Annotated in this window: 10 protein-coding genes; all 10 read left to right on the top strand. The window is 31.5% G+C overall.

The features are described 5' to 3' along the window. Nucleotides 1-176 precede the first annotated feature (176 nt). The 10 genes from WAO56_RS09525 (at nt 177) to WAO56_RS09480 (ending at nt 14558) form a co-directional block, all read left to right on the top strand. The gene (locus tag WAO56_RS09525) at nt 177-1085 is read left to right on the top strand and encodes a hypothetical protein (protein ID WP_422142851.1); all 909 of its coding nucleotides are present in this window, start codon (nt 177-179) and stop codon (nt 1083-1085) included. Then, complete coding sequence (locus WAO56_RS09520; RefSeq protein WP_422142850.1) at nt 1085-1423, top strand: winged helix-turn-helix domain-containing protein; 339 nt, start codon at nt 1085-1087, stop codon at nt 1421-1423. Before WAO56_RS09525 ends, WAO56_RS09520 begins: the two co-directional genes overlap by 1 nt. 15 nt (nt 1424-1438) lie before the next feature. After that, nucleotides 1439-3133 (top strand): sigma-54 interaction domain-containing protein, encoded by a 1695-nt coding sequence (locus WAO56_RS09515; RefSeq protein WP_422142849.1) that lies wholly within the window; start codon nt 1439-1441, stop codon nt 3131-3133. Nucleotides 3134-3568: 435 nt separating this feature from the next. Then, nucleotides 3569-4783, top strand: coding sequence for a diaminopropionate ammonia-lyase (dpaL, locus tag WAO56_RS09510; RefSeq protein WP_422142848.1), 1215 nt, complete (start codon nt 3569-3571; stop codon nt 4781-4783). A gap of 96 nt (nt 4784-4879) precedes the next feature. Then, nucleotides 4880-6076 carry a knotted carbamoyltransferase YgeW gene (gene ygeW, locus WAO56_RS09505; protein ID WP_422142847.1) on the top strand — a complete coding sequence of 399 codons (1197 nt, stop codon included), beginning with the start codon at nt 4880-4882 and terminating at the stop codon, nt 6074-6076. A 65-nt stretch (nt 6077-6141) separates the two neighbouring features. Further along, nucleotides 6142-7470: a YgeY family selenium metabolism-linked hydrolase gene (locus WAO56_RS09500; RefSeq protein ID WP_422142846.1), complete on the top strand. Its 1329-nt coding sequence runs from the start codon at nt 6142-6144 to the stop codon at nt 7468-7470. A gap of 76 nt (nt 7471-7546) precedes the next feature. Continuing rightward, on the top strand, nt 7547-8482 hold the full coding sequence (gene arcC, locus WAO56_RS09495; protein WP_422142845.1) for a carbamate kinase: 936 nt from the start codon (nt 7547-7549) through the stop codon (nt 8480-8482). 23 nt (nt 8483-8505) lie between these two features. Continuing rightward, nucleotides 8506-11544 (top strand): putative selenate reductase subunit YgfK, encoded by a 3039-nt coding sequence (ygfK, locus tag WAO56_RS09490; protein WP_422142844.1) that lies wholly within the window; start codon nt 8506-8508, stop codon nt 11542-11544. 73 nt (nt 11545-11617) lie between these two features. Next, complete coding sequence (ssnA, locus tag WAO56_RS09485; protein WP_422142843.1) at nt 11618-12943, top strand: putative aminohydrolase SsnA; 1326 nt, start codon at nt 11618-11620, stop codon at nt 12941-12943. Between the two features lie 220 nt (nt 12944-13163). Further along, complete coding sequence (locus WAO56_RS09480) at nt 13164-14558, top strand: uracil-xanthine permease family protein (protein ID WP_422142842.1); 1395 nt, start codon at nt 13164-13166, stop codon at nt 14556-14558. Nucleotides 14559-14579 lie beyond the last annotated feature (21 nt).

Here is a 14579-nt window from a genome sequence, read left to right as displayed (position 1 = left end):
TAGATAAAACATTTTCCTATATAGTTTAATCTAATTAAATCAATTTTAACTTCTATAACAATTTGTGTCAATTAATTTCTGCTAATTAAACTAAAAATCCTAAATAATATGTTTATATTAAGAGGAATATGTTAAAATAAAGGTAATTATTAAAATGATAAATTTTAGGAGAAAAAATGGAAAATTTAGATTATATTAAAAATTTAGACTTTTTTAAAGATTTTAATTCTGGTTTTAAAATTTCAAAATCTACAGAAGATATTTATGTTGTGTCTATAGATGATGAGAAAAAATATACAATAAGGGTTTTTTCAAAGGATTCCTATAATAGCATAGTAGATAAAAAGAAAAAAATAGATATTCTAATAGAAGAGGGAAGAAAATTATATCCTATACTTGAAGTAGGTAAAATTGATGAACTAGGCTTAACCTATAGAATAACGGATTATATTAATGGTATAAAAAGATATGAAACTAATAAGGATAACTATAAGCTTGGCTATTATATTGGAGAAACAATACGGGATTACCATGAATTGTCGAAACCGATAAAAAATGATAATTGGGTAAAAAATTATAGTCATAAAATTAGAAATGTATTTCATGAGTATTATCTATGTGATTACATTGGAAAAAAAGATTATATACTACTTGATTATGTAAAACAATTTAGTTATTTAATTAAGGATAGGGAAGCAATAGAAATTTTTTCTTTTAATAATCTACGAGATATTCCTATAGATGAAAGTGGAAAAGTGTATTTATTTGGAGTACAGGGAATTGTAGAGGCGGATCCGTTTTTTGAATTTAAGGATATAAATATTAATTATTATAAAGATGAAGCTTATTCTGCAGGGATTATTGATGGATATTTTTTAGGAAGACCAAATAGACTTTTCTTTAAAACCATAGCCCTATATACAATTATAGAAACCTTTGGAACGGAATTTAAAAAATTTGATAAGGTAAATTGTGAGGTAGCAAAATTAAAAATTCAAGAACTTTCAGAATACTATGATGACTTTAATACGGTATATCCAAATTGGTATTTGGAAATTAAAGAAAAACTAAATGGAGGAGATTAATGAAGGCAGAGGGAATTGTAAGAATAATTTTAGAAAATGAAGATGAAAAAAAATTTTTCGGAAAAGGTCCTTATACTTTATTGTTAAAGGTAAAGGAACTGGGTTCTTTAAACAAAGCTGCAAAAGAAATGGGTATGTCCTACAGTAAGGCATTTAATGTAATAAAAAGCTGTGAAAAAGCATTGGATAAAAAACTTCTTTATAGAGAAATAGGTGGAGTAAAAGGTGGCGGTTCCAAGTTAACAGAAGACGGTGAGGAAATTATTGAAAAATACGAATACATTGTTAAAGAGATGAATGAAAAGATGAATAGTCTTTTAGATGAATTAGAATTTTAGTTAGAGAGAGTTTATATGTTTAGATTAGATGCACTTAAAGAATTTATAGAAAAATATGTAAAAATAATAACTGAAATGGTAGAAGTAGATGTTGAAATAGTTGACTATAAATTAAGAAGAATTACCGGTAGTGGTATATTCACAAAGGGAATATTAGATAATAAACAAGTTTCAAATAGAAGAATATTCATAGAGACATTAAAAACCGGAAAACCTCAAATATCAATTGCAAATGTTGATATTGACAAGGCTGAAAATATAGAAATAACTACTCCTATAATACTAGGGACAAATGTTATAGGTGTCATAGGCATGATTAGTAGTAGTAAAAAATCTAAAGTAGAAATTGGAAAGCATGTAGAAAAATACAAAGAACTACTTGAGCAAATTGCAGAATTTATTACTTTAAAAGCCTTAGAATATGAGGAAGATAAAGATAAACAGGCAATGGTGTCCATGTTGGAGATTATTATTAGAAATATGGACGAAGGTGCAGTTATAATTAACAATGAAGGAAAGATTAATACCATTAATAGATCAGCAAAAAAACAATTGAAAATCAATAGGATAATTGCCAATGAAAGAATTCTTATTCAGCCTACAGGAGACATGATTAATAATAATAAGGAATATGTAATTAGAATAGGTGAAAATATAAACACGGTAATAGGAAATATATTTAAGGTTCCAGAAAATCCTATATATGATAAGGTACTTTTATTTAGGGACATGAAGCAAGTACAATCTAATTTATATGCCATGACCTCAACTATAAGTGCTAAAAAAATTGAAAATATAATAGGAAAAAGTAAAAAAACCTTAAATTTAAAGAAAAGTTTAGTTAAAATAGCAAAATCCGATTCTACGGTTTTAGTAAATGGAGAAAGTGGAACGGGAAAAGAAATGGTTGCAGCAGCAATATGGCAAAGTTCAGATAGGGCCAATAAAAGATTTGTAACTATTAACTGTGCTGCCATACCGGAAGATGCCTTAGAAAGGGAATTATTTGGATATGTAAAGGGAGTATTCTCTGGGGATAATTCAAATGGTAAAATAGGAAAATTTGAACTTGCTAATAATGGGGTAATTTTTTTAGATGAAATAGACGCAGTACCTCTATACTTACAATCTAAACTATTAAGGGTAATACAGGATAAAAAAGTTACGAGAATAGGCTCTAATCAAGTAATTCCTTTAAATATAAGGATTATAGCAGCAACTAATAAAGACCTAAGAAAATTAATAGCGGAAAATAAATTTAGGGAAGATCTTTACTATAGATTAAATGTTATACCATTATATATTTCACCTTTAAGAGAGAGAAAAGAGGATATTGAAGAATTAATATATTATTTCCTAGATTACTATAGAAAACAGTTTAGTAAAAACTTTTATAAAATAGAAGATGATGCATTGGATATTTTAAAAAACTATAGTTGGCCTGGCAATGTTAGGGAATTGGAAAATTCAGTTGAATATATGGTTAATATGATGGAAGATGGAATAATAAGCGTTAACTCAATTCCTAAGAATATTATAGGTATAAATGAAAAGCGAAAAATTGAAGAGATGAAAATATCAACCTTAGCTAGCTTGGAAAAGAAGGAAATAGAAAAAGCTATTGAAATATATGGTGATACTACAGAAGGAAAGAAAAAAGCAGCAAAAGCCTTAGGAATAGGTATTGCAACATTATATAGAAAATTATAGATTTTTAAATTAAGGTCGTTTGTATACGGCCTTTTTTTATTTAAATCAAAATAATTATAATTTATTATAGTAATAAAGAGCAATAATACTAGCCTTATTAGCTTACTGTAGCAATTATAGGAAAACCTAATAAAAATTAGGATTTTTATCAATATGATAAAAAGGGAAATTGTAAGAGCTGTAAAAATAAAAAACTTACAGACTGGTATATTTCAACGTTTTATATTATCATTTTGATAAACAAATTGACAAAAAAATGCTAGTATGGTGTAATATTGGTATAGGAAATCGATATCCGTAGCTTAAAATTTGAAATGCTATTGCTTATTTCCTTAATATGGCGTAAGATAGTTATTGGAAATTGTGCTAAGTAATTGGTACAAATAATTGATGAAAGTATATTAATATAGTTGAATTATAAGAAAGGATGGGAAAATGCAAAGTACTTATCAAATTGCAAGCTTAGAAAACAAGGATAACAAGGCATCATTAACTTTCTTGAGTGAAAGAGTTGCTAAACAAACAGCAAAATTTCATTCGAGTTTTGAACAATATGAACCAACACCATTACATCGTTTAAAAAATTTAGCGAAATATTTAGGAGTTAAAGATATATTTTTAAAGGATGAATCATTTAGATTTGGTTTAAACGCTTTTAAAGTACTAGGCGGAAGTTACGCTGTAGTAAAATATATAGCAAATAAATTAGGAATGTCAGTTGACGAACTTCCATATGAAGTGCTTATATCTGACGAAATAAGAGAAAAAATTGGAGAATTAACATTTGTAACAGCTACTGATGGTAACCATGGAAGAGGGGTTGCTTGGACTGCTAATCAATTAAAACAAAAAGCTGTTGTGTATATGCCTAAGGGAAGTACACAGGAAAGAGCGGAAAATATAAGAGCAGAAAATGCTGTATGTGAAATTCTTGAAGGAAACTATGATGATTGTGTAAGACATGCTAATCAAATGGCTGAAGAAAAAGGCTGGATAATGGTTCAAGATACAGCGTGGGAAGGCTATGAAGATATTCCTACTTGGATAATGCAAGGTTATTTAACAATGGCTTATGAAGCATACTTACAATTAACTTTAGCAGCTTCAAAACCAACACATGTGTTCTTACAAGCTGGAGTAGGCTCAATGGCATCAGCAGTAACTGGTTTCTTTGCATCTGTATACGGAGACGATAGACCAATAGTAACAATAGTAGAACCAAATCAAGCTGACTGTATTTTCAGATCTGCAAAAGAAGGTGGAATTACTTTTGTAACAGGAAGTATGCCTACAATAATGGCTGGTCTTGCTTGTGGTGAACCATGTACTATAGGATGGGATGTTATAAGATCATATGCTACTCATTTCTTATCAGTACCTGACTCAGCAGCAGCTCATGGTATGAGAATTTTAGGTAACCCACTAAAAGGTGATCCAAAAGTTATATCTGGAGAATCAGGAGCAGTTACAATGGGAGTAGTTTCTCAATTAATGTATAGAGATGATTTACAAGAAATCAAAGAAACAATTGGTTTAAATGAAGATTCAGTAGTTTTATGTATAAGTACTGAAGGAAACACAGATGCATTAAGATATAGACAATTAGTTTGGAATGGTTTATATCCAAATGATGAAAATTTAAAAAAATAAATAAAACATAGATTTTATATTATAGAGAACAAATAACAAATATGTGGATTAATTTAAAATTAATTATAAATAAAAACAAAACAAGGAGAGGGTTTAATGAACACTAATTTTAATGAATTGATGGAAAAACTTAAAGGGTTAGATTATTCTAACTTATACCAAGATGACTTCTTTTTAACTTGGGACAAAACTCAAGATGAACTAGAAGCAATTTTTGCAGTAGCAGACGCTTTAAGATATTTAAGAGAAAACAATATTAGTACAAAAATATTTGATTCAGGTTTAGGAATTTCTTTATTTAGAGATAACTCAACTAGAACAAGATTCTCTTTCTCATCAGCTTGTAACTTATTAGGTTTAGAAATACAAGATTTAGATGAAGGTAAATCTCAAATAGCTCATGGTGAAACAGTTAAAGAAACTTCTAACATGATTTCATTTATGGCTGACGTTATTGGAATAAGAGATGACATGTATATTGGTAAAGGACATACTTACCAAGTAAATGTTGCAAACTATGTTGAAGAAGGATACAAAGATGGCGTACTAGAACAAAGACCAACAATTGTAAACCTACAATGTGATATTGACCATCCAACACAATCAATGTCAGATATGTTACACATTATTCATGAATTTGGTGGAATTGAAAACTTAAAAGGTAAAAAAATTGCTATGACTTGGGCTTACTCTCCTTCATACGGTAAACCATTATCAGTACCACAAGGTATTGCTGGACTTATGACAAGATTCGGCATGGAAGTAGTTTTAGCACATCCAGAAGGATATGAAATAATGCCAGAAGTTGAAGAAGTAGCAAAAGCAAATGCTGAAAAATACGGTGGAAAATTCACTAAGACAAACTCAATGGAAGAAGCTTTCAAAGATGCTGATATAGTATATCCAAAGAGCTGGGCACCTTTCGCAGCAATGGAAAAAAGAACTATATTATATGGTGAAGGAGACCAAAAAGGTATTGATGAATTAGAGCAAGAGTTATTAAAACAAAATGCTGACCATACTGATTGGGCTTGTACAGAAGAAATGATGAAATTAACTAAAGATGGTAAAGCTTTATACATGCACTGCTTACCAGCTGACATTACAGGATTAAGCTGTGAGTTAGGTGAAGTTGATGAATCAGTATTTGATAGATATAGAATACCTCTATATAAAGAAGCAAGCTATAAACCATATATAATAGCAGCTATGATGTTCATGCAAAAAGTTAAGAATCCAGAAGAAATGTTACAAAAATTATTGGATCAAAACAAAGCAAGATTAGCTAGATAGTAAACTAAAATAGTATATAAGTTAAATTTAAATAATTTTCAAAATATCAAGGAGGTATTTAATAAATGGCAGTAGATTTTAAAAAGATTCAAGCAGCAGCTGAAGGTTATGCAGAAGATATGAACAAATTCCTTAGAGATTTAGTATACTTATATGGCGAAAGCTGTGAAGAAGGACCTAGAGCTAAGAGAATAAAAGAAGAAATGGAAAAACTAGGCTTTACTAAGGCTTGGATTGACGGACAAGGTAATGTATTAGGAGAAATGGGAACAGGAAAAAGCCTTATAGCTTTTGACGCTCATATAGATACAGTTGGAATTGGTAACAAAGATAACTGGAAATTCGATCCAGTTGAAGGATACGAAAATGATACTGAGATTGGTGGTAGAGGAACTTCTGACCAATTAGGTGGAATAGTATCAGCTGTTTATGGCGCTAAAATAATGAAAGATTTAGACATGCTTTCAGATGAATATACAGCATTAGTTACTGGAACAGTTCAAGAAGAAGACTGTGACGGAAACTGCTGGTTATATATGATAGAACAAGAAAATATCAAACCTGAGTTTGTAGTATCTACAGAACCAACAGATGGTGGTATCTATAGAGGACAAAGAGGTAGAATGGAAATAAGAGTAGACGTTGAAGGAGTTTCAAGTCACGGTTCAGCTCCAGAAAGAGGAGACAATGCTATTTACAAAATGGCTGACATTCTTAAAGAAATCGAACAACTTAACGAAAACCCAGCTGATGACAGTGTAGAAATAAAAGGTTTAGTTAAAATGTTAGATGAAAAATACAACCCAGAATGGAAAGAAGCTAACTTCTTAGGAAGAGGAACTGTAACTACTTCTCAAATATTCTATACTTCACCATCAAGATGTGCTGTTGCAGATTCATGTTCAATCTCATTAGATAGAAGAATGACTGCTGGTGAAACTTGGGAATCATGTATTAAAGAAATAGAAGATCTTCCATCAGCTAAAAAACATGGTGCTAAGGTTACTATGTACAAATACAGTAGACCTTCATGGACAGGCTTATCATATGAGCAAGAATGTTATTTCCCAACTTGGGTAATTCCTGAAGATCACAAAGTAACAAAAGCATTAGAAGAAGCTCACAAAGGTCTTTATGGAGATAAGAGAATTGCTCCACCTAAAGCTGAAAAAGAAATAGAAAAAAGAGCAGCTAGACCATTAACAGACAAATGGACATTCTCTACAAATGGTGTTGCTACAATGGGTAGACATAATATTCCAACAATTGGTTTTGGACCAGGTGCTGAAGATCAAGCTCATGCTCCAAATGAAATTACTTGGAAACAAGATTTAGTTACTTGTGCAGCAGTTTATGCAGCATTACCAACTATATATGTAGAAAACCATAGATAATAAGAACTTATTAAAATTTAAAAAACTGAATATATCCTAACGGGGATATATTCAGTTTAGTTTTTCAGGAGGAAATATGGGAAATAGAGTAGTATTAGCACTAGGAGGAAATGCATTAGGCGACGATTTAGCTAGCCAAATGGAAGCTGTAAAACAAACGTCTAAGGCTATTGCAGATTTAATTGAAGCAGGCAATGAAGTTGTTATTGCTCATGGAAATGGGCCTCAAGTTGGAATGATAAATAACGCTTTCACAGAGTATGGAAAAATAGACCCTAAATATCCGTACATGCCACTATCTATGTGTGTTGCAATGAGTCAAGCATATATTGGATACGATTTACAGAACGCTTTAAGAGAAGAGTTACGCAATAGGGGAATTAATAAAACAGTAACATCTGTTATTACTCAAGTAGTAGTTGATGAAAAAGACCCAGCATTTCAGAATCCAACAAAACCAATTGGACCATTTATGAATGAAATTGAGGCAGAAGAAGCAACAAAAAGAGGAATGATTGTAAAAGAAGATGCAGGTAGAGGATATAGAAGAGTAGTAGCATCTCCAAAACCAGTAAGCATTGTTGAAATCGATACAATTAAAGCTATATTAGACGCAGGCCAAGTAGTAATAGCTTGTGGTGGTGGTGGAATTCCAGTAGTAGAAGAAGGAAATCACTTAAGAGGAGTAGGAGCTGTTATAGACAAGGACTTTGCAAGCTGTGTTATGGCACAACAAGTAGAGGCTGATAATTTTATAGTTCTAACTGCTGTAGAAAAAGTTGCTATTAAATTTGGTACACCAGAACAAGAGTGGTTATCTTCAATGAATATAGAAGAAGCTAATGTTCATATTGGAAATAATGAATTTGCTCCTGGATCAATGTTGCCAAAAGTTGAAGCAGCAATGGAATTTGCTGAATCAAAAGAAGGAAGAAAATCATTAATAACATCATTGGAAAAAGCACAAGAAGGTCTTGAAGGAAAGACTGGAACATGGATAACTGCGAAATAAGCAGAAATTATAGGGGGTAGAAAATGAGTGAATTTATGAGACCTATACCTTTCAAAGAACTTATGGAATGGTGTAGAAATGAGTACAAGAGTCAAAACACAATTTTTGGTATACACAAAGATAAATTTTATAGAAATGAAAAAGGAACATATATTACAACAGTTTTAGGGGATAAAATGGGTTCAGCTGTTGGTCCAGCTGCAGGTCCACAATCTCAATTAGCACAAAATATAATAGCTTCCTATTTAACTGGCGCTAGATTTATGGAAATTAAAACTGTTCAAATTATGGATGGTGAAGAAATTCAAAATGCAGTTGCTAGACCATGTATATTTGCTGAAGACGAATGCTATAACTGTGAGTGGTCAACTGAGTTAACTGTACAACAAGCATTTGAAGAATATACAAAAGCATATTTTGCAATTCAAGTTTTAGCTAAAGAATTAGATTTAGCAGACTACAAGGATTTTGCTTATAATATGTCAGTAGGTTATGACTTAGCAGGTATAAAGTCGGAAAAAGTAGATAACTACATAGAAGGGTTGAAGGATGCTTCAAATACTCCTATCTTTAAAGAATGTAAGGAATATTTGAATGACAATTTAAACAACTATATAAAATTTGGTGCAAGTGATTTAGACGCTATATCTCCAAATATTTGTCAATCCATAACATTATCAACTTTACATGGTTGTCCAGCAGATGAAATAGAAAAAATCTCTCATTATCTATTAACTGAAAAGAAATTAAACACATTTGTTAAATGTAATCCAACAATGTTAGGTTATGACTATGTTAGAAAAACATTAGATAGTATGGGATTTGACTACATTTCATTTACAGATCATCACTTTAAAAATGACTTACAATATGATGATGCAATAGAGATGTTTAAAAGATTAACTGAAACATCTAAAAAAGAAGGCCTAGCTTTCGGATTAAAAATAACTAATACTTGTCCAGTAGATACAAAGAGAAATGAATTACCTTCTGAAGAAATGTATATGTCAGGTAGATCATTATATCCATTATCAATTAGTTTAGCAGCAAAATTATCTAATGAATTTAAAGGTCAATTACCAATAGCTTACTCTGGTGGAGCTGACGGTTTAAATATTAGAGATTTATTCAAAACTGGTATCCAACCAATAACAGTTGCTACAACTATATTAAAACCAGGTGGATACAATAGATTTAAACAATTAGCAGAAGAAACAGAAGATTTATTAACACCTGAATATAAGGGAATAGATTACCAAGCATTAAATAAATATGCTGAAGAAGTTAAATCTAATCCAGTTAATAATAAATTATATAGAGAAAAGGTAACTTCAAGAAAGACTGACAAGGAATTAGGTCTTACAGATTGTTACCAAGCTCCATGTAAAGATGGTGGATGTCCAATTAATCAACAAATACCTGAGTATTTAAAATTAGTTGCAGAAGGCAGATACGAAGACGCTATTAAAGTTATTGCTAATGATAACACTGCACCTACAATCTTAGGTCAAATTTGTAGTCACCATTGTCAAGAATACTGTACAAGAGTTGACTATGAAAAAACTCTACAAATAAGAGATATGAAATTAATAGCAGCTGATAATGCTCAAGAAAAATTAATTAGTGAAATAAAACCATCAGATATAAAATCCAATAGTAAAGTAGCTGTAATAGGTGCTGGTCCTTCAGGAGTTGCTGCAGCTTCATACCTAAGAAGAAATGGTATGGATGTTGTAGTATTTGAAAAACTAGCTAAACCTTATGGTATTGTTAGTCATGTTATTCCTAGATTTAGAATTTCTGACGAACAAATAAACAGAGACTTTAGAATAGCAGAAGCTCAAGGTGTTGAATTTAGATTTAATACTGAAGTAACTGAAAGCTATGAAGAATTAAAGAAAGAATATGATTATATTGTAGTAGCTACAGGTGCTTGGAAAAATGGTGTTGCTCCTGTTAAAGAAGGTGCTGAAAACACAATAGACGCTTTAGATTTCTTATGGAAAATGAGAATGGAAGGCGGAATGGACTTAGGTAAAAAAGTAGCAGTAGTTGGAGCAGGAGACGTTGCAATGGACTGTTCAAGATTATCTAAGAGACAATTAGGTGTAGAAGAAGTTACTTTAGTATATAGAAGAACAGAAAGCTACATGCCAGCAACTCAAGAAGAAGTGGAAGATGTTAAGGCTGACAATATTACTATATTGGAATTAACAGCTCCAGTAAGCTATGATGGAAAGATCTTAAAATGTGAAAAGATGAAATTAGGCGACTGGGATGCATCAGGAAGAAAATCCGTAGAAGGAACTGGTGAATTTATAGAATTAGAAGTTGATACAGTTATAGGTGCAACAGGAGCTAAAGTTGACACATCTGCATTTGAAGCTAATGGATTAAACCTAGACGAAAGAGGAAGAGTTAAAGTTCTTGAGTCTAGAGAATCAAGTGTTGAAAATGTATATGTAATTGGAGACTGTAAAGCAGGAGCTTCTACAATAGTTAAAGGTATGGCTGATGCTAAATTCGCAGCTTTAGATATTTTAGCTAAAGAGGGATTAGGAAACGACTTTACACAATTTGATTTCCCTGAGTACGATAAGGTAATTTATGAAAGAAGAGGAGTTCTTCAAAGACCATTAGAAGGAAAAGAAGAAGGACTACGTTGCTTAAAATGTGATCAAATTTGTGAAATCTGTACAGAAGTTTGTCCTAATAGAGCAAATGTTGCTATAGAAATAGAAGGATTTAAAACTCCACATCAAATAGTTCATATTGATGGAATGTGTAACGAATGTGGTAACTGTGCAGTATTCTGTCCAACAGCAGGTAAACCATACAAGGATAAAATTACTGTGTTCTGGACTGAAGCAGACTTTATAGACTCAACAAATGTTGGTTTCTTAAGAATTAACGAAGATACATTTAAAGTTAGACTAGAAAATGGAAATATAATTGAACATAAATTAGGTGATGGACAATTATCCTATACATTAACTAGATTCTTAGAAACATTATTAGAAAATTACGAGTACTACTGGGCTCCAACAGGAGTAGCTAAATAGATAATAAAATAAAGGATAATGAAAAAATCATTATCCTTTACTTTAAATAAAGCATTTGAAAAGGAGATAACAAATGATTATAGGAAATGGTGTTCTTATTACTAACGATGCTGATAACAATTTTTATGATTGTGGAGCGGTTTTAGTAAAGGATAATGTTATTGAAGACATTGGTACATTTGAAGACATTAAAGCTAAATACCCAAATGAAGAAATAGTAGATGTAGAAGGCAAAATAATAATGCCAGGTATGATATGTGCACATTCACATATATACAGTGCATATGGTAGAGGTATGTCACCAAGCCAACCAATTACTGATTTCTATACTGTATTAGAAAATCAATGGTGGAGACTAGATAAATTACTTACTACAGAAGATGTTAAATTAAATGCTTTAACAACTTATATTGAGTCCATTAGAAATGGTGTTACAACTTTAATAGACCATCATGCTGGTCCTAATTCAGTAGAAGGTTCCTTATTTACAATAAGAGAAGCTGCATTGGAAACAGGAATGAGAACTTCTTTATGCTATGAAGTAACAGATAGAGATGGAATCGAAATAGCTGAAAAAGGAATAAAAGAAAACGTTGACTTTATAAAAGCTTGTCAAGAAGATGATAAAGGCGACATGGTAAAAGGTCTATTTGGTATTCATGCTTCTTTCACAGTATCAGATGATACATTATATAAATCAAGAGAAGCAATGGAAGGTGTTTATGATGGATATCATGTTCACGTAGCAGAAGGAATTGAAGACCAATACGAATGTTTAGAAAAACACGGTAAAAGAGTTGTAAATAGACTTCATGATTTTGACATGTTAGGACCTAACACATTAGCTGTTCACTGTGCTCATGTAAGCCAAGCTGAAATGGATATTTTAAAACATACTAATACAAAAGTAGTTACAAATCCAGAATCAAACATGAACAATGCTATAGGTGCACCTCCAACAATTAAAATGATGGAAGAAGGCATTGTAGTAGGACTTGGTACTGACGCTTATACTAATGATATGTTTGAATCATTAAAAGTTGCTAATATTTTACAATCACACAATGTTTGTAAACCAGGAGTTGGTTTTATGCCTGCTATAGAAGCACAATTTAAAAACAACCCTATAATATTAGCTCAATATTATAATAAACCAGTTGGTAAGTTAGAAAAAGGAGCTTATGCAGATTTAATTACATTGGATTATTTCCCACATACTCCAATTAATGCTAATAACTGGTATGGACATTCATTATTTGGATTTACAGGAAGACTTGTTATAGATAACATGATTAATGGTAAATTCGTAATGAAAAACAGAGAAATACAAAATGTTGATGTAGATGCAATTCATGCTAGATCAGCTGAAAGAGCTGCTGAAGTTTGGAAATTTATGTAACAAAAAAATATAAGGTTAGAAATAATTTTGTTTCTAACCTTATATAAGATTTTTAAATAGGATTTTTAATTTTATTAATATTTTACATTATAATTACATATTTTTAGATTGTCTTTATAGTTTTATGTCAATTTATTAAAATTACAAAATGTAATTATGTAATAAATAGGGGGATAAAAGTGGATAAAGGAAAAAACACAAAAGTGAATCGCTATTTGTAATGGATAGTAATCCTAGTTTTGGTAAATGCCTACCAATTTCATTACAACATTTCCTAGCGATGATAGTAGGTAATACATTACCTTCAATAGTATTAGCAGGAACACTAGCTGCAGAACATGGTTTTACAGCAGATCAAAAGGTAGATTTAATCCAAGCAGGTATGTTTATAGCTGCAATAGCAACTTTCTTACAATTAATACCGGTACTTACAGTAGGAGCTAAATTACCGTTAATTATAGGGGTTTCCTTCTCATATATACCAGTACTTAATGATATAGGTAGAGTTTACGGAATAGAAGCGGTAATGGGGGCACAGTTAGCTGGTGCTGTAGCTGCCTTTATAGTAGGTATGTTAATAGGAAAAATTAGGAAATATTTCCCACCAATAGTATCAGGTACAGTAGTACTTACAATTGGGCTCTCCTTGTATTCTGTCGCGCTTAATTACATGGCCGGCGGAAATAATGTTGGTAGAACACCGGGAGTACAAGATGCGCCACCATTTGGTAACTGGAGATTTTGGGTTGTAGCACTAGTGACTTTAGCTGTTGTATTAATTTGTAATATGTTTGCTAAAGGATATTTGAAATTAGCTGCAATTTTAGTAGGTATAGTAGTAGGTTATATTGTTGCCTTATGTTTCGACATGTTTTTACCTGCAATGCATAATGAAGCAGGGGAAGTAATAAAAATGATTAACTTCGACACCCTTGCAACATCAAGGTGGCTCGATTTCCCAAGGATTATGCCATATAAATTAGAGTTTCCATTGGAAGCTGTAATTACTATGGTAGTAATGTTTATAGTAAATGCAGTGCAAGCAGTTGGAGATATATCTTCCACAACAATAGGTGGTTTGGATAGAGAGGCAACAGATAAGGAGATTTCCGGTGGAATTAAAGCTAACTCAGTAGCATCTGCAATAGGTTCTTTAATAGGTGCTTTACCTCCGGCAACTTATAGCCAAAACGTTGGTATAGTTGCAATGACTAAGGTAGTTAGTTTAAAGGTATTTAAAATAACAGCAGGACTTATTTTAGTAGCAGCATTTATTCCTAAATTTGGAGCTTTAATGCTTACAGTACCACAAGCGGTAATTGGGGGAGCTACAGTTTCCGTATTTGCTCAAATTACAATGAGTGGTATGAAATTAATAACTTCAGAAGAATTATCTATTAGAAACTCAACGATAGTTGGACTTGGAGTTGCATTAGGTATGGGAGTTACACAAATTAGTAAAGCGGCTTTCTCTACATTCCCAGACTGGTTTACAATGATATTTGTTTCTTCTCCGGTAATATTAGCTACAATAATAGTATTTACATTAAACTTAGTCTTACCTCAAAAAACATTAGCTGAGGAACAAGCTGAAAGAGAAGAAATGGAAAAATAAATATAAGAAAAGTCAACATTT

The organism is Miniphocaeibacter sp. (assembly GCF_049276255.1).
Classification (GTDB): Bacteria; Bacillota; Clostridia; order Tissierellales; family Peptoniphilaceae; genus Miniphocaeibacter.
Note: the sequence above shows the minus strand (reverse complement) of the source record. Positions and strands in the feature narration are given on the sequence as shown.